Source organism: Pseudomonas paraveronii, assembly GCF_963681955.1.
Lineage (GTDB): Bacteria > Pseudomonadota > Gammaproteobacteria > Pseudomonadales > Pseudomonadaceae > Aquipseudomonas > Aquipseudomonas paraveronii.
Window position 1 is genome coordinate 1,926,548 of sequence record NZ_OY817130.1, and the last position, 24,256, is coordinate 1,950,803.

The following is a 24,256-nucleotide window of genomic DNA, read 5'->3' on the forward strand; positions in this document are numbered from 1 at the left end:
AAACCTCACCAGGTTATACGAGTGCTCAGCACGGTGGATGACAGTTCAGCAATGATGCATTGGTTTGGAATTGATTCACCGAATACTGGATGCCACGTAGCAGAAATCAAGCTGACACTTTTCGCGCCTTGTACGGTAGCGACGGCGACCTGACCTCTTGGGAGCGTTAACGTAAAGGTGTCGCCATTTTGAATAATCTTGACTTCGGGGTGTACGTAGAGCCTGGCTAATGCTCGGTTGAAATCGCCTGTGACCGAATCGCGGATTTGTAATTCGCCCGGTGTAGCTATCCATTCACGCGTGTGCAGATTTTTGCCTTTCAATCGCTGGTAGCCATCGTGACTGCTGCGAATATGCACGGCGTTTTCATTTTGTTCGATCAAACTCAGTGTCGTTCGTGCTCGGCGTGCGACCCTGAAGCCTGCCCATACTTCAGATGAGTTTTCATCATTAACGTCGACTGTATTGTGTGCCGCAGTACTGCGTTGGCGATGACGTTCGGAGTCTTCACCGTATTGCGAGGTTCCGGAGTTAACGAACACTCGATGCCCAAACAAACTGAGTTCGAAGCTCAAGGTGTCCGCGTGGGTATGTCCGGGTTGATAGTCGGGGGCTACTTGTGTCAGGTTCAAAAGCGCCTTGCTGGCGTCACTGAAATTAACCGCCACGTAACCACTTTCGATATGGTGTTCTGCGTAAACAGCCAAGGGCTTTGGCTTGTTGTTTGCTGGTAAACACCCCAGTTCGCTGGCATATATTTCAATATTGCCTAATGTTGGGGCAATACCCAATGCCGAGTCGTTAAAAAATGGTATATCTCCATCCGGGTGCTGGAGGCTGCGCAGCCAGACGATGCCCTTTTTAATAATTTTTTTCCACTCGGGAAGGCGTGTTCTTAGTGTTGGTATTGCAGTATGAGTGGCTAAATTCACTAAGTCACACATGTCCCAAAGCAAGGACGCGTGGTACATGGGGGATAGTTCAAAATGCGCGCCATCAGCCAAAAACTGCTCTTTGACCTCTGTGTCCAGTATCTTCAATCCGGCAGATTGCCAACGTTCAGCATCTGCACCATCTAAGAAGCAGCCGCCAAATAGCAGCGCCTTACCATTCACAAATATATGGTTGGCGAGGATGTGGTGCTCAACCTGCTCTGAGAGTGCATGGCATTGTATGGCTAGGCTATCCAGCCACTTCGGCTCAAGGGTGGGCTGCTGATTGAACCATTTAATGAGGTTCACAATGCGCAGTGAAAGTGTATAAGGCTCCCAGCCGCAACCTGCATAGGGTGGGTTGCCGGCAATCCAGCTGTTTACCAAGGTTCTATCAAAATCAGGTCGTGTGCGGTCTGATGACACGAGGTGATCAAGGTAGTGCAGGTTGTACTGCCAGATCTTCGGGCGCTGTTGATTGCTCCACTCAATCGGTGCTTTAAGGCCCATAAATTCGAACTGTTCGTCAGCTGTAAAGTGCGAAGAACTCCAGTGCGGTGGATTCGCTAAGCCGAAACTCATCCGTTTGACAGGTGTGGGGGCAGTAAAAGAACTGATTTTAGCGTAACGATAATACAGTCGATAGAAAATCTGCTTCATCCGCAACAGTTTTACCGTATGGTAGAGCTTTAGTAGTCGATGCATTAACGTATTGCCCATGAGAAACACTTGAATAGTGAAAAGTCAGATTGGTTGATTTTAGTGATGCTCATGGAAAGTTATGTTTTAGCCAGCGTTCGAAGTACAACACCTGCCATAGCTTGTAGGTGTTATTGGCGGTACCCATGAAATGGTTTTTGACCAGTTTCTCTACTTCTTCAGGTCGCAGGTAAGCATAAATACGTTCGAACTCTGACAGCAGGCGTTCTGAGCCAATGCGACGGATAATGCCATCGAGAGGGGGGTTGAATCCGGTTTTTGGACGATCGACAAGTGAGGCGGGTAGCAGGCTTTTTAATAGAGTCTTAAGTGGCGCCTTGGGATTGCCGCCTTTCAACAAATCGGCACTGGAGGTCGCCAAGCCTTTCGCAACAATTCGTTCATCCAGCAGTGGAACGCGCAGCTCAATACTGGCGAGCATGCTGGCTTTGTCAGAGACGCTGAGGTTATGACTGAGAAAACCTGTCAGGTCAAAGTGTTGTGCACATTTTACCTTGTCTGCCGGATCACCACTGTAATCAAGGAGTACAGCGTTCAAGCGTTGTTTGTAGTGGCATTCCAGCCCCGCAAAATCGCGGAAAAAGCCCTTGAGTTCTTGGCGCGAAAAATATCCCAGCATTCGAGAATAGGCCAGAGGCCAATAGCTTTCTTCGGCATAGGAAACCAGCCGCTCAAATTTCTTGTCAAGTTGCTTGGGGAATAGCTTCAGTTTCAGCAGCGCGTTCAAGACCGGGTAGAGCAGACGGATCAACCGGTGATGCTTCAGGACCTTGTAGCGTGGGTATCCAGCAAATGCTTCGTCTCCGCCCATTCCACTGAGCATCACTGTGTATCCGCTCTTCCTGGCTTCAGCCGATAAGCGGTAGGTGGCCCAGAAGGTGTAATCGGATACCAGCTCTTCTGTATTCGCGGCGACAAAATCGATCGACTCGAAAACATCATCTTTTGAATCAAGAATCTCTGTGACGACCAGATTTTTGTGCAGGTAATCGGCGATTTCAGCTGAAAACCTCATGTCGATGACGGAGTCAACCGTTGCTTCGTACTTTGCAAAAAAAAGATCTGCTGCACCTGTGAAACTTGCCAGTATGCTCGAATCAGCGCCACCACTGAAAAATACACCCACTGGAACGTCTGCTTCCAATTGCCGCGTGACAGCTGAGCGTACATTTTCTGCAAGGCTCTGTTCTGATGTGTAGCTCGTTATGGTCTGGTGCCGCTGCGTCCTGCAGTCGCCGGTCAATAGATCGAACTCAAGGTAAGTCCCCGGCATTAGCTTTTTGATAGCTTTGTAGCCGGTGTTCGGCTCGTAGAGGAAGCCGTTGTTGAAGAACTCAAAAACGTCGTCATTGTCGATCTCAGTCACGACGTCCGAATAACACTTGAGGCCACGGATTTCGGAGCAGGCATAGATGCCATATTCGCCAGTGTAGCAATATACCGGCTTTATCCCGATCACATCCCTTACCAAGAATGTTTTCTGGCGCGGTTTGTCCAGAATGACAAATGTATACATTCCTTGCAGACGTTTGAAGGCGTGGTCCCCGTATGCTACATACAATTGAAGGATTACCTCGGTGTCGGAGGTGCCATTGAATGTGTAGCCTTGTTCGATCAACTGGTTACGTAGTTCATGATGATTAAAGATTTCTCCATTGAATACGATGCTAATTCCATTGCCAGTAAACATCGGCTGGCTGCCAGTTGCCGAAAGATCCAAAATGCTGAGTCTATTATGACCAAGTCCAACTTGGTGGTTGGCAATTTCGGCGAAATAGGTGCCGGAAGCGTCTGGGCCACGATGCTTGGTGGCCGCGAGACTCGCTTGCAATTGGTCTCGTGGCGCAGGAGTATCGCGTTTGACCGCAAAAAAACTTAAACCGCACATTAAACTGGTTGCTCCCTATTTTGTTGGTCAGTAACTTTGTTTTTTATGGCGTGTTCGGTTGCTGAGCATTGGGGGGTGTTCAATTCCGTGTTTTTTACGCTGTCACTGATTTTTTGCATAGGCCATTTTTGCGCATAAATTAATCCCCATGCTGTGGCGAGCAGTATGTTGAAAGAGATCAATCGAAAGACCGCAAAAAATAATCCATATATAGCCATGGTCATGACGGTCATGCGAATAACTGTCAAATAGTTGGGCTCGGATTTTAGAGTGGCCAGTTTGTACAGGGCGGGGCCCACGATAATTAGTGTGTAGGTCAGGAGTCCTAGTACTCCACTCACCATTAGCATATACAAAGGCCAGTTGTGTATGTATCCAACAAGTTCTATAAGTGATGAGCCGTCAGGTTTTTCCCAGTGCATTTCATGCTTTACACCTATTCCATTACCGAATACGGGGCTGCTCAAAAACATGTCCCATGCAATTTCGTATTCTTTGACTCTAGATGCTACGTTGAAATCCTCTTTCTTTTTCGTGATGGTATTTAAAACGATTATTTCCGTGTTCTCTGGGGTATTTGACGAGATGGGGGCGGTAGTCATTGGCAGTGCTACGTCGGACAGGGAGTTCAAGCGCCCCAGCCAAGATTGATCCATACCGGTGGAGAAGATGAATACCAAGCCTAATACCAGTTGAGTGGTAATGTTGGCAGAAATTTTTACACGGAGATTTTTGTGAGTGATAAAAATATAGATTGAGAATAGAGCAATGGTAGCGACGCCACTGATCAACATGCTTCTCGTTAACGTGATCAGCACCGCTGTCAGGCAAAGCAATGATATGAAGGCACTCACCAGTGCGATATATCGGTTTCGCGTTAATGTGTTGATAACAAAACCTGCGGCCATTCCAGAAGGCAGCAGTGCATCTGTCGCCTGCGGTAACAGCATGGTTATCCGGTCCCGCAGGGGGCCTACGGTATTTGCCATATTCAGTGCGGCTTCCCGTGACAACTTTATCTGTTCTCCATCCACCAACACGGTCCAGTACGGTTGCCATATATCATATTGGAAATAGTACAAAACGATATGGCCTGCGCTCAATAAGACCAGTGCGCCGATCGAGGCGCCAATCCAATAAATGTTTTTTTGCTCACCGTTGATAAGTACGCATACGGGCATGAGCGCAAATATAAATAAAAAGGGTGTAACGCCCCTGATCCAATCTTGTACAGGGACATGGTGTTTCATCGCAATCAATAAGTTGAGGCACAGTAACCCAGTGCCGATCAAAAGTGGCCAGGCAAAGAAACGAAAAATGGATTTTATGCTTCGGATACGAAGAAGTCTGATAAAGGTGCTGACGAACACCGTTGCCGTGAGTGCGGCAAATATTAACTCTTGGGTACCTACGGATGGCGGCGCGGGGCGCAGCGCAAATACCAGCGGGAATAATGCCAATAAACCGTGCCATGGCGAAGCGACGGCGGCCAGCACTAGGAACAGGCCTCCTAGTATGCCGATATAAAAAAGCACACCGGCATTCTGCGTAAGTAGAATAGCAACGCAGGCTGATATTGCAATCATCAGGCTGCTTTTAAAGTAGTCACTGCCATTCATCGCGATGCTCCAATTGCCATATCAGGGGCGTATTGCCTTGTAGTCTGCGGACGTTTGTCCGACAATTCTGGCCGGAACTCCTACAACGATTGAGTTGTCAGGGATATCCTTTAGTACTACAGCTGACGCGCCAATTTGACAGTTGTCACCGATTTTTATATCGCCAATGATCTTGGCGCCCGCTCCGATATAGCAGTTATGCCCAATGACCGGGCATCGATTGATCTCACTTGTTACATAACCTTCGGCAGCGCCAATTGTGATTCCCTGACCCAGTACACATCCGTCCCCCACTTTGGCATTCGCATGGAGCACGACCCCAATCGCACCGTAAGCGAAAATGGTGCCCTTTCCGATGTTTGCCGAAACCGGGATGTACGAGTTGAACAACAGAAAGATCAGGTTGCGAACAAAGCCCGGCAAGACGGGGATTCGGCGCTGGTAGAACCAATGGCCTATTCGATATAGTTTCACTGCATTCACTGTCAAAACCTCAATGTGCGAAGATCAGCCAGTCGAAGCCGAAGCACTCCTGCTGCGATAATTGTAAGCGAACCCATATAAAGTACGCCCCAGATCAAGCTGATGTCTTTCATGATTACTGCGATTGGCGAAAGTAGTGCTACCCAGAAAACCACTGACAACCGGATTCCGGGTTGGCACATAACATGCAGAAATAACAGGTACGCCGAGAATCCTATAGCGTAAAAGAGCTCTGCCTGCTTAAGACCGTGAACAAAGAGAATCATTCCGGCCACTGCCAGGGGGGCAATGATCAGGTTGACGACGATGACCTTGCGATGAAGTCCGCAGGCCACGAGGTAGCGTTCTGTCACTACGGACCAGTAAAGCACAGGTAAGCAGGGTAGCATCGCTAAGTAGGCGGAATACTGGGGAAATAGCCAGCCGGCTGCGTAACCTGTCAGTCCTGCCAGAGCAAAGTACAGTAGCGCCGTTGACATGATGATTTTATATTGCTCCTGGCGCTGGCCGCCAGAAACGAAAGCGACGAATACTGCCCTGACATTGATGGGAAATAAACTTGTCGCCGATTGAATGATTGATACGCTCACCCGGAAAAGTCCGAGATCTCGGACGGGAAGGCTTTTTGAAAGGATAAAAGGGAGGATATTGGTAAATAGATTGAATACCAGAGTGATGGATACCATTCTCGGTAGTAATACCACGACGTTTTTGCAAGTAGACAGTAGCTGTTTCCCCATGGGCAACCGTGCGCCATGACAGACCAGTACCGCAATCGCAAACAAGCAGGGTAGCAGGTTCGTCAGAATCAGCACATCAACGATGTTCAATGGCAATATTTTTTGGTAACTGATGAGAAGCGCCGAGAAAAACACACATAGGAAAATCATCAGATAGCCGACAATCCACCGTTGAAGGCGTAGGCCGAAGAGCGATAACAAGCATGCTGAACTGAGCAGCATCACGCCTAATAACAAAGGATTGCCGATGCTATCGATAAGATTCATCGCGCTGAAAAGTAGAAAAATCAACACCGCCATAAACAGTGAGGTGACGAGTATGTACTCGGCCTCCACGCTGGCAATGAGTTGTTCGTTGATGATGTCTAGGAGCTTCTGAAATAGAAATACCAGTACGTTAGCCTTAATAAAGGCGCCATAAGCCTCCAGGCCATACAGCCCTGGGATGACAAAATTGACAACTAATCCACTTAACAGTGTCAGCGCCTGAATCAGTAGATTGAACATGCTAAGACCTCGTCAAACTTATTACGACAAATGCTATTCCGCGAGTACCTGATGACCGCTATTGCGTCATCGCATAAGATCTGGCGGAAACCTGTGTTTTCCGCCAGACCATTATGTTTGAGCCTGATGCCTTCAGGCCCAGACGCCGCGGGTATCAATGACTTGTCGTGATGACAATTGGTCTTTTGAGATGTTCTTGAACGGACTGTGGTCCACAAGCAGAACAACGACATCAGCCAAGGACAGCGCGTTATCAATGTCGCTCAATGCTGCAAGACCGTTCAGGCGTTCTGGTATTTGTTCGATGTTGGGCTCCACCGCCAGCACGGTACCTGGGTGGTTTTTTGCGATTTGCACCGCAATTTCCAGGGATGGGCTTTCACGAAGGTCGTCGATGTTTGGCTTGAATGCCAGGCCCAGGCAAGCGATTGTCACATCTTTGGCTGTCTTGGAGGGATGCGCCTGCAGGAACTTACCAATCGCAAGCCTTACTTGGTCCAGTACCCATGTTGGCTTACTATCATTCACTTCGCGAGCGGTCCGGATCAGGCGCGCATCATCAGGCGTCTTACTGACAATAAACCAAGGATCGACAGCAATGCAGTGCCCGCCAACACCCGGGCCCGGTTGCAGAATGTTGACTCGCGGGTGGTGGTTGGCTAAGCGAATCAGTTCCCATACGCTAATCTCAAGTTTTTTGCAAATCATCGACAGTTCATTGGCAAAAGCAATGTTCACATCGCGGAAACTGTTTTCAGTGAGCTTGCACATTTCGGCTGTGCGTGCGTCGGTAATGATGCATTCGCCCTTAACGAATGTTTGATATAAGTGCTTTGCGGCTTCCGAGCATTTTCTGGTCAGGCCGCCGATGATCCGATCATTCTCAATCAACTCTCGTAACACGTGCCCAGGTAGGACGCGTTCTGGACAATGCGCAATACGGATATCCGATGCTTCGCCCAGCGTCTGCGGGAAGCTCAGGTCTGGCCGTGCTTGCGCCAGCCACGCGGACATTTGCTCAGTGGCTCCCACAGGAGAAGTCGATTCGAGGATTACCAGGTCGCCTCTCTTCAGTACCGGGGCGATGGATTTACTAGCCGCTTCAATATAAGAGAGATCAGGCTCGTGGTCGCCCTTGAAGGGGGTCGGCACTGCAATCAGGAACGCATCGGCGGGTTCGGCGATGGTGGTCGCCCTCAGATAACCTTCAGTTACCGCGGTGCGTACGACGATGTCCAAATCCGGTTCGATAATATGGATATCACCACGGTTGATCGTGGCTACCGCTTGTGCGTTGACATCGACGCCGATAACTTTTTTCTTTCTTGCTGCGAAAACGGCGGCAGTAGGGAGTCCGATGTAGCCTAGGCCGACTACAGAAATAGTTTCAAAGCTCATGGATTAGCCTTTTTTGATTTGGGAAAGAGCTTCAAGGATCCGAGCGGATGCCTTTCCGTCGCCGTAAGGGTTGTGCGCGAAGCTCATCTGGTGATAAACGTCAGGGTCCGTCAGAAGACTGCGCAGATTATTTGTAATGACCTCGATGTCGGTACCGACCAACCTGACGGTACCCGCTTCGACGGCTTCCGGGCGCTCAGTAGTGTCGCGCATGACCAGCACAGGTTTGCCCAGTGATGGAGCTTCCTCTTGTATGCCGCCTGAGTCGCTGAGAATCAGGTGCGAACGCTCCATCAAATAGACGAATGGCAAATAATCCAGGGGCTCGATCAAATGAACATTTTGAATGCCCGCCAACAATCGATTGACCGGCTCGCGTACGTTTGGATTCAGGTGAACGGGATAGACGATCTGGACGTCAGGAAAGTCTTTGGCCGTTTTGATCAGGGCCTGGCAAATTTTCTCGAAACCGTCGCCAAAGCTTTCGCGACGGTGGCCGGTGACGAGGATGATTCGTTTTTCTTCACCCAGGAATGAAAACTGTTGGTGAAACTTCTGTTGCAGAGCGGGGCTGTTTTTGATTCTTGCCACAACCTCAAGCAGCGCATCAATAACGGTATTGCCAGTCACATGGATGCATCCAGCATCAACCCCTTCTCTCAGCAGGTTCTGCCTGGACGTTTCTGTAGGCGCGAAATGTACAGCCGCGAGCGCGCCGGTCAACTTGCGGTTGGCTTCTTCTGGCCACGGTGAGTAGAGATTGCCGGTGCGCAGACCTGCCTCGACGTGAGCGACGGGGATCTGGTGATAATAGGCCGCTAGTGTTGTCGCGAAGGTCGTCGCTGTATCCCCATGCACCAAGACGATATCGGGTTTGAACTTGGCGAAGACACCTTTCATCCCTTGTAAAATGCTGCTGGTGACATCAGTCAGATCCTGGCTCGACTTCATGATATTGAGATCGAAGTTCGGAGCGATCTCAAACAGGTTGAGCACCTGATCCAGCATTTCGCGATGTTGTCCGGTTACGCAGACCTTGGCATCGAAGCGCTCGTCTGCAGCAAGTCTCAGCGCCAAAGGGGCCATTTTAATTGCTTCAGGACGCGTGCCGAATACACACAAGGTTTTCAAGATCATTGCCACACCAGTGTTAAAAATGAATTTCACCACACGCTTCTGTTAATCATGCGGCGGGGGAGTCGTAAATTTTTATAGTTCCTTGAACGTCTAAGCTTTTTTGATAACGTGTTTACTCACTTCTCTTCGCTGCTTTTTACATGACAGGGGGCTAACGCCTGCCTGTATTTTTTTCAAAAGCCCATCTAGAGCCCGTTTTGTGAGTCGACGCTGGACTCAGGGTTGCTGTAAGGGGTTTCTTACAGCTGGGTATTGCATTTGAATCAGCGCCCTCTTGTTGCACCCTTGCTGCGTTGCGCATGGACTGGCATCGTTGGCATGGCTATTCGTACAAAATAACGTTTGAGGTCACGGATGCGTCTACAACGCATGTCTATCATTTTTTTGTGACGTTTTATTGCTGAGTTTTTGATGTGATTAAGATTATAGCCTTCTTTTCCAATGGTTTTTCAAGGCCGTGATATTTCTGGCGGTTGGCAGTAGGGATTTGCATGGCGCCATTTTTTTTGCAGTCAATGTGTTTGGAGCAATCACACTGCGCCTTAGGTGTCTTTGATTAAAGTAATAAAAAATGTAAATATTTCAGTTTTTTAATCTGATCAATTTAGACACTAGCATTACAGAGACTGGGGTGTGAATCCTAGTGCGCCGGTTATACTGGTTTTGTGTGACTGTCATCGGCGCGGGGGCGGGTAAGATGGACGAATCCCGCGAGTGTCTCTGAGTTTTCCTACGCATGGATTGGCCTGCCAACAACGTGTACGTGCGCTTCGGGTCAGCCAGTCGGTTGCCCCTGGCTCAGGGAATTGCAGAGGATTTGTGGTACAACCTGAGTATCATATCGGGATTGGATCTGTGGTGAGTCGTAAGGCCCTGCCTCGTTTCTGGTTCCCGTGCCGGATGAGCCTTTTTTGTGCTTCGGGTGCCACGCCTGTATGGCGCTTGTTCAGCACCGATCAATCATCGTAAATCGATTTTTGGCGGACTCAAGGGTAGCTGTTCATTTTTTGATTTTGGAAGACTGGAGAGGTGTTCGAGAGGGTCATGGATAAGGTAAGAGTTTTTTTATTGAATCTTCCGCGCCGACACAAGCGCATTCTGCAAGTGCTTGCAGATGTGGTGCTGGTATGGCTTTCGTTGTGGATGGCTTTTGTCGTCCGTCTCGGCATTTTCGAAATGAACGAGCCTGTTCGGCATCACTTGTGGCTGTTTGTGAGTGCTCCTATCGTCGCTGTCCCTCTGTTTATCCGTTTTGGCATGTACCGGGCGGTGATGCGCTATTTCGGCAACGATGCGCTTGTCACAATAATCAAGGCAGTCAGTCTTTCCTCGCTCATCCTCGGTATGTTCGTCTATGTCTATAGCAATCATCAGATAGTTGTCCCGCGCTCGGTTATTTTTAACTACTGGTGGTTGAGCATGATTATGATTGGCGGCTTGCGCTTGGCAATGCGTCAATATTTCTTGGGGGACTGGTTTACCGGAGTACAGCATGTTCCGTTCACTAGTCGCGATGACGGCTTGACGAAGGTTGCTATCTACGGTGCCGGTTCAGCGGGCAACCAACTGGTTGCAGCATTACGCATGGGCCGAGTCATGCGTCCTGTCGCGTTCATCGACGATGATAGGAGCATTGCCGGTCGTGTGATTTCAGGCTTGCAAGTGTTCAAGCCCAAACATATCGAGCAGATGATCGACGCCACAGGCGCACAGGAAATCCTGCTGGCGGTACCGTCGGCAAATCGGGGGCGCAGGCGAGAAATTCTGAGCTATCTTGAACGTTTCCCGCTTCATGTTCGCAGCGTTCCGGGCTTCATGGATCTTGCGAGTGGTCGAGTCAAAGTGGACGACATCCAAGAAGTGGATATCGCCGACCTGTTGGGGCGCGACGCCGTACCTGCTCAAGAGGATCTCCTCGAGCGTTGCATCGTCGGCCAGTCGGTGATGGTCACGGGCGCAGGTGGATCAATTGGTTCGGAGCTTTGTCGCCAGATCCTTGCACTAAAGCCCACGACGCTGCTGCTGTATGAGCATAGCGAATTCAATCTTTACAGCATTTTATCTGAGCTTGAGTACCGAGTCGCACGCGAGTCATTGCCGGTTAAGCTGTTACCGATGCTGGGCTCTGTGCGCAACGAGACTAAGTTGCTCGATGTGATGAAATGCTGGCATATCGACACGGTTTACCATGCTGCCGCTTATAAGCATGTTCCGATTGTCGAGCACAATATTGCCGAAGGCGTGTTGAACAATGTCATTGGCACGCTCAATACCGCCCAGGCTGCTCTTCAGGCGGGGGTCGCTAACTTTGTACTGATTTCCACCGACAAAGCTGTTCGTCCTACCAATGTGATGGGCAGTACAAAACGACTTGCAGAACTGGCATTACAGGCGCTCAGCCGTGAGAAAGCGCCGGTTATGTTCGGTGATAGGTCGGGTTTTTCCCGCGTCAACAAGACTCGCTTTACGATGGTGAGATTCGGTAATGTGCTGGGTTCATCAGGCTCCGTCATTCCGCTTTTTCACAAACAAATCAAGTCCGGCGGCCCTTTGACCGTCACTCACCCAAAAATCACACGCTATTTCATGACGATCCCCGAAGCGGCACAGTTGGTCATCCAGGCCGGCTCCATGGGGCTGGGCGGTGATGTATTTGTGCTGGATATGGGCGAGCCGGTGAAAATTGTCGAGTTGGCGGAGAAAATGATTCACCTTTCCGGCCTGAGCGTTCGTTCCGACAAAAATCCCCATGGCGATATCGCCATTGAATTCACTGGGCTGCGTCCTGGCGAAAAACTTTATGAAGAGTTGCTTATCGGCGACAACGTAGTCGCCACGCAGCATCCGATGATCATGAGTGCCAATGAAGACTTCCTGTCATGGGATGTCCTGAAAGGCAAATTGAGTGAGCTGCTTGCAGCGGTAGATGTGGATGATTACTCCCGCGTCCGCCAACTCTTGCGTGACACCGTCAGTGGTTACTCTCCGGATGGCGAAATTGTCGACCTGATCTATCAACGGCACCGGCTTTAACCCTGAATTCACACGCTGTAACGCAGCCATTTTTGACTCTCTACGCACATCACCTAAGTTAGAGAAGCAGCTTTGGAAAAGCTGCTTTCACTCATTGATGTCATGGAGCGTCACTCATGCCAAACGCTTGTTTTTCCTCCCTCGTTTTCGCCCTCCTTGCGAGCATCTCGGTAGCAACTACCGCGGCGCCTGCGATCACGCCCGAGCCCGCTACCATCCGCTCTGGCCAGATGAACCCGGTGGAGCAGTCCACCAAGGTCAATCTCAACGCTGCAGATGCTGAAGCCTTGCAACGTGATCTCCTGGGCATTGGCGCCGCAAAGGCGAGGGCTATCGTTGCTTACCGCAACAGCAACGGCCCTTTCAAGGCGCTTGATGAGTTGTTGGAGGTTAAGGGGATCGGCAAGGCACTGCTGGAGCGGAATCGCGACAGGCTAGCGATCAACTAAGGGGGCAGTGTTCGCCGAGGAGGCCGGTTATTGACCGGCCTTTTTATAGTGCAATAGCTGCGCCTTCAAACGTTCACGTACCCGCCCATGATGCGCGTCGCCAATTCAGCGCTCTCGACACTTCTGCCCAGCACCCCTTCATCCTTGGATTTGAGATGTGTGCATAGAACCCGACATGGGTCAGGTTCAGTGCTTTCATCAAGGGCGGCAGCCGGTGGCGCGGACGCCATCGCGGCAAAAGCAGACGGAGGCTTCCTTGATGATGCGGGTTAGAGCGTTGTGGTCGTGTGAATAGCGCATAGCCTGCCTCGTAGACGTGCCGACATGTTAACCAAGCTGAATTTTTACCCACGGGGTGGCGTTGGCATGGAAAGTGATTACTGTCACAGGGAGGATTGTTCAACAATCGTGAGGTAACGATGCCATTCAGCTTGTCCTTAGCCGACCAGATCGCCCTGGAACTGCGTGCCGATATCATCGGTGGCCGACTGTTGCCGGGAATGGCGCTGGTCGAGGTGGAGTTGGTCAAGGCCTATAACGCGTCGCGCAATACGATTCGTGAGGCGTTGCACCGTTTGGGGCAGGAAGGGTTGACGCGCTATGTGCGTAACAAGGGCGTGATGGTGCGTCGGGTGGAGCGCGAAGAGGTGCGGGATTTATTTGTCGTCCGTCGTACCCTTGAATTGCAGGCCATTGCCCAGAGCGGTGCGCTCACCCAAGACCAATCCGAGCGTATGCAAAACGCCATCGAGGCCACCACGCTGGCCCGCGAGCGCGAGGACTGGCGTGCGGTGGCCACCCACAGCCTGGTGTTTCACCAGCAGATTGTCGGGCTGATGCGCAGCCCGCTGTTCGATGAGTTTTTCGCTCAGGTAATCGCCCAATTGCGTCTGGTGTTTTGCGCCGCCCCCGATGAACAGCGCTTTCAGTCGCCCTGGCTGGAGCGTGATCGTGAAATATACGAGTTACTGATCCACGGAAATAAACCGGCGGCGGGCGAGGCGATGAGCCTGTACCTGGATGATTCCGAACGCCTTTCGTTAGCCCTGTTTACGCACCCTTGATCGAGGAACCGCAGCATGTACAAAGACTATCCAGCCGCTTACCAGGTCAGCAAAGGTTCGGCGTTGCAGGTCGACACAGCGTTTTATGAGCGTATTCGTGAGCGCAAGGATCAGCGCACTTTGATCGAGCAGTTCGAGGTGCCCATCCGCACGGGCAGGGCGTGGAAGGTACCGGCCGGGCATGTGTTTCGCGTCACCACGCCGGTCGGTCCGCAGGTCGGCGATTTCAACGTGTGGAACGCGAATGATCCCCGCGAGCGCTTATGGGCCGCGCGCACGCGCCAGTTGCAGGGTGCGCATGTCAGCACCCATGACCGACTGTGGTCGAACCTGCCGTTCCTGCGGCCGCTGGTGACCATCACCGATGACAGCCTGGCGAGTTACGGCATTGATGAACACGGCGGGCGCCTGCACGATTTGCTCGGTACGCGCTGCGACCCGTATGTGAACCGCATGCTCACTGGTGAAGATTTCCATCATCACTGCCACTCGAACCTGACTCGTGCGGTGTTGCCTCACGGTCTGACGGAATTTGACGTGCATGACGTGCTGAATATTTTCCAGTGCACGGGCCTGAATCACGACGACATGTATTTCATGAAGGCGTGCCCGGCGCAGAAGGGCGATTACCTGGAGTTTTTTGCCGAGATTGATTTGCTATGTGCGCTGTCGACTTGCCCGGGTGGGGATCTGTCGCTGCCGATGTGGGGGCCGGATGCGCAGGACCCGCTGACGGTGTGCCGTCCGCTGGGGGTTGAGATTTATCGATTGGAAGAAGAGTTGCTGAACGGCTGGAGCTCGCCTGAGCGTGCTGCCTATAAGGGACTGCACGGGTTGCAGATTGCCAAGGCAGATTGGGAGTAACCGGGGAGGGGGCTGCTTCGCAGCCCAACGGGAGCAAGCTCCCTCGCCACAGGGCAAACCAGGTCAGCGGTCCTGCGAGTCCTTGGCATCCGCCTGCGCATTGCGCTCGGCCACGCGTTTGCGTTGTTCGTCGGTGAGTTCCACTTTGTTGGCGCTGTCACGCAGCATCAGCAGCCCGCCGACGATCGACCCGATCGCAACCACCATAATCAACCATGCATACCACGGCATAACGCTCTCCTTGAGGCAGATTGCCGTGGGAGGTTTTTCCCACGGTAATAACTGCTTTGAGTTACAGGCTTTCTGAGTAGTTCAGTGTAGGCCTGTTCCGCCTCAAAACCTTAGAGCCCGGTCAACATTGCATCTGCCGGTGCGGCGGCGCGGTCGTGCGCGGTCATTTGGAAGTAGATGAAACCGACCACCATGAAGCCGAGGAAGATCATGCCGATCAGCGCGTTGAACCAGGCCATGGCTACCAGGCACACCACCGCCAGTACCAGCGCAATCCCCGGCACGATCGGGTAGCCCGGTGCGCGGAAGGTGCGTTCCAGCAGCGGTTCGGTCTTACGCAGTTTGAACAGGCTGAGCATGCTCATGATGTACATCACGATGGCGCCGAATACGGCCATGGTGATCATTGCTGCGGTCAGGGTCATGCCGCCCAGGTTGATCAGGCCGTCGCTGTAGATGGCGGCAATGCCGACCACGCCACCGGCGATGATTGCCCGGTGTGGTGTGTGAAAGCGCGACAGTTTGGCCAGGAACGACGGCAGGTAGCCGGCCCGAGCCAGGGCGAAGAATTGGCGCGAGTAGCCAAGGATGATGCCGTGGAAGCTCGCCACCAAACCGAACAGGCCGATCCACACCAGCATGTGCAGCCAGCCGGAGCTTTCACCGACCACGGTTTTCATCGCCTGGGGCAGCGGGTCGTTGATGTTCGACAGGGTGCGCCAGTCGCCCACGCCGCCGGCGAAGAACATCACGCCCATGGCCAGGATCACCAGGGTCAGGATGCCGCTGATGTAGGCTTTTGGAATGGTGCGCTTGGGATCTTTCGCTTCCTCGGCCGCCATGGCCGCGCCTTCGATGGCGAGGAAGAACCAGATGGCGAAGGGGATCGCCGCGAACATTCCGGCAATCGCCGGGGCGCCGAAGGTGTCGGAGCCGGCCCAGCCATTGAGGGCGAAGTTGCTGAAGCTGAACGCGGGGGCGACTACGCCCATGAACACCAGCAGTTCGGCGACGGCGAGTACGCACACCACCAGTTCGAAGGTAGCGGCGAGTTTCACGCCGAGGATGTTCAGGCCCATGAACACGATGTAGGCGCCGACGGCTGCGTGTTTCGGGTCGAGGGCGGGAAACTGCACATTCAGATAAGCGCCGATGGCCAAGGCGATGGCGGGCGGGGCGAACACGAATTCGATCAGCGTCGCCAGGCCCGCGATCAGGCCGCCTTTCTCACCAAAGGCGCGGCGGCTGTAGGCAAAAGGACCGCCGGCGTGGGGAATGGCGGTGGTCAGTTCGGTGAAACTGAAGATAAAGCAGGTGTACATCGCGGCGACCATCAATGAGGTCACCAGAAAGCCCAGCGTTCCCGCCACGCCCCACCCGTAACTCCAGCCGAAGTATTCCCCGGAAATCACCAGCCCGACCGCGATGCCCCACAAATGCAGGGTGCCCAAAGTGGGTTTGAGTTGTGTGTTCATCGTGCTGCGCTCCCTGAACCGGTTGGAATGATTCAAAGTGTTGCAGCGGCCATGCCACTCCAGAAAATCGTGTCGTAAAGATGCGCAACTGTCGTGTGGGGGATGGTTTGGCGTTTGAAATTTTCCGGCGTTGCACCAGATAGGTGCGGGGGTGACTGTACCGGCGCTATCGGGAGCAAGCGCCCTCCCACAGGTTGATCGGCGCTCGGGATGACAACTCGGTCAAGTGTGGGAGGGCGCTTGCTCCCGATAGCGCCCGCCCAGGCGCCGAAATCCCCGGTGTAAACCCCGCATAAACCCAGTCTTTACGCCATCTTTACGCCCCATCCACCCCCTCGCTCTCGTTCCTTTACACCACTCCTGCCGACAATTGCCCCACACGCGGCACTCGCCGCTAAACGGAGAGACTTCCATGAGCGTTCTGGACGGGGTGTCACTGCTATTGGCCGTGGCGCTGTTCATTTATCTGCTGGTTGCGCTGTTACGCGCGGATCGGAACTAGGAGCAGGCTATGCACAGTTATGACTATTGGCTGATCATCGCCTTCTTCGCCGTGGTGCTGGTGCCGGCCCCCTTCCTGGGGCGGTTCTACTACAAGGTGATGGAAGGCCAGCGCACTTGGCTCACGCCGCTGCTCGGCCCCGTGGAGCGCGCGTGCTATCGCCTGTCGGGCGTGGACGAGCAGCAGGAACAGAGCTGGCAGAAATACATGCTGGCTTTGCTCGCGTTCAACCTCGCCGGATTTGTGTTGCTGTTCGCGATCCTGTTGTTCCAGGGCAACTTCCCGCTGAACCCGCAGAAGTTGCCGGGCCTGGAGTGGACTCTGGCCTTCAACACCGCGATCAGTTTCATGACCAACACCAACTGGCAGTCCTACAGCGGTGAAGCGTCCCTGAGCTACCTCAGCCAGATGGCCGGCCTCACCGTGCAGAACTTCGTCAGTGCGGCCACCGGTCTTGCCGTCCTGGTCGCGCTGTGCCGTGGGATCGGTCGCAAATCCACCAAGACCTTGGGCAACTTCTGGGTCGACATGACCCGCGCCACGCTTTACGGCCTGTTGCCGTTGTGCCTGGTGATGGCGTTGTTCCTGGTGTGGCAGGGCGTGCCGCAAACCTTCGCGCATTACGTTGATGCCGTGACCATGCAAGGCGTCGACCAGGTGATCCCTTTAGGCCCGGCGGCCAGCCAGATTGCGATCAAGCAAATAGGCACCAACGGCGGTGGCTTCTTTGGCGTGAACTCGGCGCACCCGTTTGAAAACCCGACGGCCTGGGCCAACTTGTTCGAGTTGTCAGCGATCATCCTGATCCCGGTGGCGCTGGTGTTTACCTTCGGCCATTACGTGAAGGACCTGCGTCAGAGCCGGGCGATTCTCGCCTGCATGCTGGCCCTGTTCCTGATCGGCGGCGCAACCTCGCTGTGGGCCGAATACCAGCCCAACCCGAGCCTGAACAACCCGGCGGTTGAGCAAACCGCGCCGCTGGAAGGTAAGGAAGCGCGTTTCGGCACCACCGGCACTGTGTTGTGGTCGGTGACCACCACCGCGGCATCCAACGGTTCGGTCAACGGCATGCATGACAGCCTCAGCCCTCTCAGCGGGATGGTGGCACTGGTCAACATGATGGTCGGCGAAGTGATCTTCGGCGGCGTCGGTGCCGGTATGTACGGCATGTTGCTCAACGTGTTGATCGCGGTGTTCCTCGCCGGGCTGATGATCGGCCGCACCCCGGAATACCTGGGCAAGAAGCTGCAGGCCAAGGAAGTGCAATTGCTGGTCGTGACCCTGATGGTGATGCCGATCGGCGTACTGGTGCTCGGTGCCATTGCAGCCAGCCTGCCCGGTCCGGCCGGTGCGATCAGCAACCCTGGTCCCCACGGTTTCAGCCAGTTGCTCTATGCCTACACCTCGGCCAGTGCCAACAACGGCTCGGCGTTCGGCGGCTTCAGTGCCAACACCCCGTTCCACAACTTGATGCTGGGCCTGGGCATGTTGATCGGTCGCTTCGGCTACATCCTCCCGGTACTGGCCCTGGCCGGCAGCCTGGCGATGAAGAAGACCGCACCGATTGGTCAGAACAGCTTCCCCACCCATGGCCCGCTGTTCGTGACCCTGTTGACCGTGACCATTTTGCTGGTGGGCGGCCTGACCTTCCTGCCGACACTGGCACTGGGCCCTATTGCTGAACACCTGAGCATGGCTGCTTTTAAATGAAGAGCCGAGGGATATGAAAATGAATATGCCTGCAAAAAACGCGACGCCGGTCAAAACCCACGAGCCCGCCAAAACCGCGATCTCCGCGCTGTGGCGCCCGGCGTTGGTCCAAGCGTTCGTCAAGCTCGACCCTCGGCAACTGCAACGCTCGCCGGTGATGCTGGTGGTCGAACTGACTGCCATCCTCACCACCGTGTTGTGCTTCGTGCCCGACACCACTGTGCCGACCTTCGTCGCCGTGCAAATCGCCGTGTGGCTGTGGTTCACCGTGCTGTTCGCCAACTTCGCCGAGGCCCTGGCCGAAGGGCGTGGCAAGGCCCGCGCCGATAGCCTCAAGGCCGGCAGCGAAGGCCTCAGCGCACGTCGCCAAGAGGCCGATGGCAGCTTCAAGGTCGTGCCGGCCACCGGCCTGCGCAAAGGTGATGTGGTACGCGTCGCCGCCGGGGAAATGATCCCCGGCGACGGCGAGGTCATCGAAGGTATCGCGGCGGTCAACGAAGCGGCGATCACCGGCGAATCCGCGCCAGTGATCCGCGAATCCGGCGGCGATCGCTCGGCCGTCACCGGCAACACGCGCCTGGTTTCGGATTGGCTGCTGATCCGCATCACCGCCAACCCCGGCGAGTCCACGCTGGACCGCATGATCGCGCTGGTCGAAGGCGCCAAACGCCAGAAAACCCCCAACGAAGTGGCGCTGGATATCCTGCTGATCGGCCTGACCCTGATCTTCCTGCTGGTGGTCGTGACCCTGCAGCCGTTCGCCCACTTCGCCAATGGCAGCTTGCCTCTGGTGTTCCTGGTCGCACTGCTGGTGACGCTGATTCCTACCACCATCGGTGGCTTGCTGTCGGCCATCGGTATCGCCGGCATGGACCGCCTGGTGCGCCTCAACGTGATCGCCAAGTCCGGTCGCGCCGTGGAAGCGGCGGGGGACGTGCATGTGTTGCTGCTGGACAAGACCGGCACCATCACCTTTGGTAACCGCCGCTGCTCGGCAGTGGTTGCGGCGCCGGGTGTGAGCGGCCGGGAATTGGCCGAGGGCGCGCTGCTGGCGTCCCTGGCGGACGACACCGCCGAAGGCAAATCCATCGTCGAATACCTACGTGCCTTGCACCCGCAAGCCGAGCCGTCCCTGGCGGAACTGACCGCCGTACCGTTCACCGCCGAAACCCGTTTGTCCGGCGTCGACTATCAGGGCCGCGTATTCCGCAAAGGCGCCGTGGACTCGCTGCTGGCGTTTATCGGTCAGCCTCGTAGTGATCTGCAACCGGCCCTGTCGCGGGAAATCGACAAGATCGCCCAGAGCGGCGGCACGCCGTTGCTGGTGTGCGCCGATGGCAAGTTGCTCGGTGCGATCCATCTGAAGGACGTGGTCAAGCCCGGCATCCGCGAACGGTTTGCCGAGCTGCGCAAGCTGGGGATTCGTACCGTGATGGTCACCGGCGACAACCCGCTGACAGCGGCCGCGATTGCCGCCGAAGCCGGTGTGGACGACGTGTTGGCCGAAGCCACCCCGGAGAAAAAACTCGCGCGGATTCGCCACGAACAGAACGACGGTCGACTGGTGGCGATGTGCGGCGACGGCGCCAACGACGCTCCGGCGCTGGCCCAGGCGGACGTCGGCATGGCGATGAACGACGGTACCCAGGCTGCGCGTGAAGCGGCCAACATGGTCGACCTCGACAGCGACCCGACCAAGCTGCTGGACGTGGTGCAGATCGGCAAGGAATTGCTGGTGACGCGCGGCGCGCTGACCACCTTTTCCATCGCCAACGACGTGGCCAAGTACTTCGCGATCCTGCCGGCGCTGTTCGCCTCGATCTACCCGCAACTGGGTGTGCTCAACGTGATGCACTTGCAGAGCCCGCAGAGCGCGATCCTCTCGGCCATCGTGTTCAACGCACTGATCATCGTCGTGCTGATTCCCCTGGCGCTGCGCGGTGTGCGAGTGCAGGCGGCGAGTGCTGCGGCGTTGCTGCGGCGCAACCTGTTGATCTACGGCTTGGGCGGCCTGCTGGTGCCGTTCGTGGGCATCAAGGTGATCGACATGTTACTGACCGCGCTGCACCTGGTTTGACCTGATTCCTGTGGGCACCGGCAAGACGGTGGCCACAGGTTGCAATGACCGAATTGAGGAAATTGAAATGTCCAACATCATCCGCCCGGCCCTGAGCCTGCTGGTCCTCATGACCCTGATCACTGGCGTCGCCTACCCGCTGGTGGTGACCGGCGTCGCCCAGGTCGCCTTCCCGGACCAGGCCAACGGCAGCCTGGTGCGCGACGCCAGCGGCAAGGTGCGCGGCTCCAGCCTGATCGCCCAGGACTTTACCGGTGACAGCTGGTTCCACCCGCGTCCGTCTGCAGGTGCCTTTGCGACTGTTTCCAGCGGCGCGAGCAACCTGGGGCCGAGCAACCCGGCGCTGGCCACGCGCGTGTTCGATGACGCGAATAAACAGTTCGTGCCCGCTCAAGGCCCGGTGCCGTTAGCTTCGCTGACGACCTCCGGCAGCGGTCTTGATCCACACTTGCCACCGCAGGCGATTGCCTATCAACTGGCGCGGGTAGCCGCCGCGCGGAATGTGCCGGTGGCCACCCTGCAGCGCTTGCTGGATGAACACATCGAAAGCCCGCTGGTGGGCCCGCCGGTGGTGAATGTGCTGGCGCTGAACATGGCCTTGGAAAAATTGTAAACAGGAGCACCGCTATCGCGGGCAAGCCCGCTCTCACAGGGCAATGCATTCCAAATGTGGGAGCGGGCTTGCCCGCGATAGCGCCCTGAAAGACACCCTATAAACCCCTGAAGGAACCCCCGCGCATGAGCGACTCCGGCCGCGCCGATGCCCTGTTAGCCGATCTGCCCCGGGACGGCCGTGGCCGGCTCAAAGTCTTCCTTGGCGCCGCGCCGGGTGTGGGCAAGACCTACGCCATGCTCCAGGCCGCCCACACCCAGTTGCGCCAGGGCGTCAGGTTGCTCGCCGGCGTGGTCGAAACCCACGGCCGCGCCGAGACTGAAGCGTTGCTCAGCGGCCTGCCGCAGCAACCGTTGCTGCGCAGTGAATACCGTGGCGTGATGCTCGAAGAAATGGACCTGGACGGCCTGCTCGCCGCCAAGCCGCAACTGGTGCTGGTGGACGAACTGGCTCACAGCAACGCGCCCGGCAGCCGCCATGAAAAGCGCTGGCAGGATATTCAGGAACTGCTCGCCGCCGGCATCAACGTGTTCACCACGGTCAACGTCCAGCACCTGGAAAGCCTCAACGATCAGGTGCGTGGCATCACCGGCGTGCAGGTGCGCGAAACCCTGCCGGATTGGGTGCTGCAGGAGGCCGATGAACTGCTGCTGATCGACCTGCCGTCCCGCGAGTTGCTGGAGCGTTTGCGCGACGGCAAGGTGTATGTGCCGGAACAGGCCCGCGCCGCCATCGATGCGTTTTTCACCCAGACTAATCTGACGGCCCTGCGCGAGCTGGCGATGCAGACCGCCGCCGCCCACGTCGACGATGACTTGGCTCAGGGCTATCGCCAACTCGGCCAGGCCGCGCCGGCGGTGCGCGGTCGCTTGCTGGTCGGTGTCGATGGCGATGCGCAAGCCGAACGCCTGGTGCGCCATGCCAGCCGCGTGGCGCAGCGACGCCACTTGCCATGGAGCCTGGTGCATATCGATAACGGTCGTGTGCGCGATGAACAAGCGCGCCTGCGCCTGCAAAACGCCCAGCAACTGGCCGAACGCCTCGGCGGTGAAGTGGTCCTGCTGCGCGCGGGAGAGGTGACCAAGACACTGATCCAGCATGCCGCTGAGCGCCGTGCCAGCCTGGTGTTGGTCGGGCAGTCGCGGATGAACTGGCGACGTCGGCTGTTCGGTGGTGGCGTGGCCGAGCGCCTGTTGCGCAATGCACGCGGTTTGGAAATCAACATCCTCGACAGCGACGACGTGCCTGCACCGCCGCGCCTGCCGGATGTACGCGGGCTGGTGTGGTTCGACTATGCGTTGGCGGTGGTGGCGACCGTGATCGCAGCGGCGTTGGCCTGGGCGGTCGCCAGCGTGTTGCCGTTGCCGAATATCTCGCTGGTGTTTCTCGCGGCGGTATTGCTGGTGGCGGTACGCAGCAGCCTGGGGCCGTCCCTGGTGTGCGCGGCGCTGTCGTTTCTGACGTATGACTTCCTGTTTATTCCGCCAAAATTCTCCTTCGCCATCCAGCGTGAAGAAGACGTGCTGACCCTGCTGTTTTTCCTGCTGATGGCGGCACTCACCGGCAACCTCGCCGCACGCCAGCGTCGGCAGTTGCAGGCGTTGCGCGATACCCAGGAAGAAACCAGCGAGCTGCTCGACCTGTCGCGCAAGCTCACCGCTGCCACCGATCGCCAGGCGGTGATCAGCGCGGCGGCGCATCACCTGGAAGGCTGGAGCGACCTCGATCTGTGCCTGGTCAACCGCGATGACCACGGCGGCTGGAAAGTCGAAACCGGCGGACCGCTGACCTTCACCGAAGCCGAACGCGCCGCCGCCGACTGGGCCTGGCAGCACGATCAGCCGGCAGGCAAGGGCACCGGCACCTTGCCGTTTGGGGGCTGGTGGTGGTGGCCGCTGTCGAGCGAAGAGGGCCCGCTGGGGTTGCTCGGTGTCAGTGCGAAACCGGGCCAGGAGCTGAGCGGCCAGCGCCGTCGCTTGCTGATCGCCTTGAGCCAGCCGCTGGCCCAGGCGTTGGCCCGCGCGCAATTGGCGCAGGAGCTGGAGTCCGCGCGGCTGCACGGCGAGACCGAGCAACTGCGCAGTGCCTTGCTCGCGTCGGTGTCCCACGATTTGCGCACGCCGTTGACGTCCATGCGCGGCAGTATCGACAGCCTGCTGGCGCTCGGCGAAGCCATCCCGCTGGAGGATCGCCGCGAGTTGCTCGAAGGCACCCGCGACGAAGCCGAGCGCCTCGACCGCTATATCCAGAACCTGTTGGACATGACCCGCCTGGGCCACGGCGCGTTGAAGCTGGCGCGGGACTGGGTCTCGCCCGGTGATATCGTCGGCAGCGCCCTCGGCCGCTTACGTGCGGTGCTGGCGCCGCTGCAAGTGAGCATCGATGTCCCGCCTGAATTGCCGTTGTTGTATGTGCATGCCGCGTTGATCGAGCAAGCGCTGGTCAACGTGCTGGAAAACGCCGCCCGATTCTCGCCGGCCCAAGGCCATTTGCAAGTCAGCGCCGGGGTGTCGGATAACCAGCTATTCTTCGCGGTGGCGGATGAGGGGCCCGGGATTCCCGAGGACGAGCGCGCGAAGATTTTCGATATGTTCTACACCGCTGCCCGTGGCGACCGCGGCGGGCAGGGCACAGGCCTGGGCTTGGCGATCTGCCAGGGCATGGTCGGCGCCCATGGCGGGCATATCAGCGTCGCCGATGGGATTGGCGGGCGGGGCACCTGCATCACGCTGTTCCTGCCGTTGCCGACACAGCCTGGCCTGGAACGCGAGGTGTGAGCTACTCTCTTTTTTCGATGGATTTTGATTGGACACC

The 24,256-nt window shown here is 56.0% G+C and carries 18 protein-coding genes; 9 read left to right on the plus strand and 9 right to left on the minus strand.

Annotated features, from left to right (window positions below; genetic code table 11):
• Positions 1-5: 5 nt before the first annotated feature.
• From U5A08_RS08800 to wecB, 7 genes are all read right to left on the minus strand, one after another.
• Entirely contained in the window at positions 6-1,652 is a 1,647-nt protein-coding gene (locus tag U5A08_RS08800; RefSeq protein ID WP_321851206.1) for a heparinase II/III family protein, read from the minus strand.
• A 49-nt stretch (positions 1,653-1,701) separates the two neighbouring features.
• Positions 1,702-3,540: an asparagine synthase (glutamine-hydrolyzing) gene (gene asnB, locus U5A08_RS08805; RefSeq protein ID WP_321851207.1), complete on the minus strand. Its 1,839-nt coding sequence runs from the start codon at positions 3,538-3,540 to the stop codon at positions 1,702-1,704.
• Positions 3,540-5,159, minus strand: a complete 1,620-nt coding sequence (locus tag U5A08_RS08810; protein ID WP_321851209.1) for an O-antigen ligase family protein — start codon at positions 5,157-5,159, stop codon at positions 3,540-3,542. Before U5A08_RS08810 ends, asnB begins: the two co-directional genes overlap by 1 nt.
• Positions 5,160-5,180: 21 nt before the next feature.
• Positions 5,181-5,642: a serine O-acetyltransferase gene (locus U5A08_RS08815; protein WP_158683860.1), complete on the minus strand. Its 462-nt coding sequence runs from the start codon at positions 5,640-5,642 to the stop codon at positions 5,181-5,183.
• Between the two features lie 2 nt (positions 5,643-5,644).
• Positions 5,645-6,889: a hypothetical protein gene (locus tag U5A08_RS08820; RefSeq protein ID WP_321851212.1), complete on the minus strand. Its 1,245-nt coding sequence runs from the start codon at positions 6,887-6,889 to the stop codon at positions 5,645-5,647.
• 132 nt (positions 6,890-7,021) lie between these two features.
• Positions 7,022-8,287: a UDP-N-acetyl-D-mannosamine dehydrogenase gene (gene wecC, locus U5A08_RS08825; protein WP_321851214.1), complete on the minus strand. Its 1,266-nt coding sequence runs from the start codon at positions 8,285-8,287 to the stop codon at positions 7,022-7,024.
• A 3-nt stretch (positions 8,288-8,290) separates the two neighbouring features.
• On the minus strand, positions 8,291-9,424 hold the full coding sequence (gene wecB, locus U5A08_RS08830) for a non-hydrolyzing UDP-N-acetylglucosamine 2-epimerase (RefSeq protein WP_321851216.1): 1,134 nt from the start codon (positions 9,422-9,424) through the stop codon (positions 8,291-8,293).
• Positions 9,425-10,468: 1,044 nt separating this feature from the next.
• On the opposite strand from wecB, the gene U5A08_RS08835 reads away from it, so the two are divergent.
• The 4 genes from U5A08_RS08835 to U5A08_RS08855 all read left to right on the plus strand — a co-directional run bounded on the left by U5A08_RS08835 (position 10,469) and on the right by U5A08_RS08855 (position 14,834).
• Entirely contained in the window at positions 10,469-12,457 is a 1,989-nt protein-coding gene (locus U5A08_RS08835) for a polysaccharide biosynthesis protein (RefSeq protein WP_321851218.1), read from the plus strand.
• 116 nt (positions 12,458-12,573) lie between these two features.
• Positions 12,574-12,906, plus strand: a complete 333-nt coding sequence (locus tag U5A08_RS08840; RefSeq protein ID WP_201022045.1) for a ComEA family DNA-binding protein — start codon at positions 12,574-12,576, stop codon at positions 12,904-12,906.
• A gap of 419 nt (positions 12,907-13,325) precedes the next feature.
• Complete coding sequence (locus U5A08_RS08850; RefSeq protein ID WP_321851219.1) at positions 13,326-13,970, plus strand: GntR family transcriptional regulator; 645 nt, start codon at positions 13,326-13,328, stop codon at positions 13,968-13,970.
• Positions 13,971-13,985: 15 nt separating this feature from the next.
• Positions 13,986-14,834: an urea carboxylase-associated family protein gene (locus U5A08_RS08855; protein WP_321851220.1), complete on the plus strand. Its 849-nt coding sequence runs from the start codon at positions 13,986-13,988 to the stop codon at positions 14,832-14,834.
• 63 nt (positions 14,835-14,897) lie between these two features.
• Here U5A08_RS08855 and U5A08_RS08860 read toward each other — a convergent pair whose 3' ends face one another.
• Both U5A08_RS08860 and eat read right to left on the minus strand, forming a co-directional pair.
• Positions 14,898-15,065 (minus strand): DUF2897 family protein, encoded by a 168-nt coding sequence (locus U5A08_RS08860; RefSeq protein ID WP_017848826.1) that lies wholly within the window; start codon positions 15,063-15,065, stop codon positions 14,898-14,900.
• A gap of 110 nt (positions 15,066-15,175) precedes the next feature.
• Positions 15,176-16,540 carry an ethanolamine permease gene (eat, locus tag U5A08_RS08865; RefSeq protein WP_017848825.1) on the minus strand — a complete coding sequence of 455 codons (1,365 nt, stop codon included), beginning with the start codon at positions 16,538-16,540 and terminating at the stop codon, positions 15,176-15,178.
• Between the two features lie 412 nt (positions 16,541-16,952).
• Here eat and kdpF point away from each other — a divergent pair, with 412 nt between their 5' ends.
• From kdpF to U5A08_RS08890, 5 genes are all read left to right on the plus strand, one after another.
• On the plus strand, positions 16,953-17,042 hold the full coding sequence (kdpF, locus tag U5A08_RS08870; protein WP_003218754.1) for a K(+)-transporting ATPase subunit F: 90 nt from the start codon (positions 16,953-16,955) through the stop codon (positions 17,040-17,042).
• 9 nt (positions 17,043-17,051) lie between these two features.
• Positions 17,052-18,752, plus strand: a complete 1,701-nt coding sequence (kdpA, locus tag U5A08_RS08875) for a potassium-transporting ATPase subunit KdpA (protein WP_321851222.1) — start codon at positions 17,052-17,054, stop codon at positions 18,750-18,752.
• A 19-nt stretch (positions 18,753-18,771) separates the two neighbouring features.
• Positions 18,772-20,829 carry a potassium-transporting ATPase subunit KdpB gene (kdpB, locus tag U5A08_RS08880; protein WP_425262820.1) on the plus strand — a complete coding sequence of 686 codons (2,058 nt, stop codon included), beginning with the start codon at positions 18,772-18,774 and terminating at the stop codon, positions 20,827-20,829.
• 67 nt (positions 20,830-20,896) lie between these two features.
• Positions 20,897-21,442 (plus strand): potassium-transporting ATPase subunit KdpC, encoded by a 546-nt coding sequence (gene kdpC, locus U5A08_RS08885; RefSeq protein WP_321851225.1) that lies wholly within the window; start codon positions 20,897-20,899, stop codon positions 21,440-21,442.
• A 125-nt stretch (positions 21,443-21,567) separates the two neighbouring features.
• The gene (locus tag U5A08_RS08890) at positions 21,568-24,219 is read left to right on the plus strand and encodes a DUF4118 domain-containing protein (protein WP_321851226.1); all 2,652 of its coding nucleotides are present in this window, start codon (positions 21,568-21,570) and stop codon (positions 24,217-24,219) included.
• The last annotated feature ends 37 nt before the right edge of the window (positions 24,220-24,256 follow it).

What these genes read in the sequence shown, in the direction of transcription:
- U5A08_RS08800 (WP_321851206.1), bottom strand. Translation starts at nt 1,652, where the DNA reads ATGGGCAATACGTTAATGCATCGACTACTAAAGCTCTACCATACGGTA.
- asnB (WP_321851207.1), bottom strand. Translation starts at nt 3,540, where the DNA reads ATGTGCGGTTTAAGTTTTTTTGCGGTCAAACGCGATACTCCTGCGCCA.
- U5A08_RS08810 (WP_321851209.1), bottom strand. Translation starts at nt 5,159, where the DNA reads ATGAATGGCAGTGACTACTTTAAAAGCAGCCTGATGATTGCAATATCA.
- U5A08_RS08820 (WP_321851212.1), bottom strand. Translation starts at nt 6,889, where the DNA reads ATGTTCAATCTACTGATTCAGGCGCTGACACTGTTAAGTGGATTAGTT.
- wecC (WP_321851214.1), bottom strand. Translation starts at nt 8,287, where the DNA reads ATGAGCTTTGAAACTATTTCTGTAGTCGGCCTAGGCTACATCGGACTC.
- wecB (WP_321851216.1), bottom strand. Translation starts at nt 9,424, where the DNA reads ATGATCTTGAAAACCTTGTGTGTATTCGGCACGCGTCCTGAAGCAATT.
- U5A08_RS08835 (WP_321851218.1), top strand. Translation starts at nt 10,469, where the DNA reads ATGGATAAGGTAAGAGTTTTTTTATTGAATCTTCCGCGCCGACACAAG.
- U5A08_RS08840 (WP_201022045.1), top strand. Translation starts at nt 12,574, where the DNA reads ATGCCAAACGCTTGTTTTTCCTCCCTCGTTTTCGCCCTCCTTGCGAGC.
- U5A08_RS08850 (WP_321851219.1), top strand. Translation starts at nt 13,326, where the DNA reads ATGCCATTCAGCTTGTCCTTAGCCGACCAGATCGCCCTGGAACTGCGT.
- U5A08_RS08855 (WP_321851220.1), top strand. Translation starts at nt 13,986, where the DNA reads ATGTACAAAGACTATCCAGCCGCTTACCAGGTCAGCAAAGGTTCGGCG.
- U5A08_RS08860 (WP_017848826.1), bottom strand. Translation starts at nt 15,065, where the DNA reads ATGCCGTGGTATGCATGGTTGATTATGGTGGTTGCGATCGGGTCGATC.
- eat (WP_017848825.1), bottom strand. Translation starts at nt 16,540, where the DNA reads ATGAACACACAACTCAAACCCACTTTGGGCACCCTGCATTTGTGGGGC.
- kdpF (WP_003218754.1), top strand. Translation starts at nt 16,953, where the DNA reads ATGAGCGTTCTGGACGGGGTGTCACTGCTATTGGCCGTGGCGCTGTTC.
- kdpA (WP_321851222.1), top strand. Translation starts at nt 17,052, where the DNA reads ATGCACAGTTATGACTATTGGCTGATCATCGCCTTCTTCGCCGTGGTG.
- kdpB (WP_425262820.1), top strand. Translation starts at nt 18,772, where the DNA reads ATGAATATGCCTGCAAAAAACGCGACGCCGGTCAAAACCCACGAGCCC.
- kdpC (WP_321851225.1), top strand. Translation starts at nt 20,897, where the DNA reads ATGTCCAACATCATCCGCCCGGCCCTGAGCCTGCTGGTCCTCATGACC.
- U5A08_RS08890 (WP_321851226.1), top strand. Translation starts at nt 21,568, where the DNA reads ATGAGCGACTCCGGCCGCGCCGATGCCCTGTTAGCCGATCTGCCCCGG.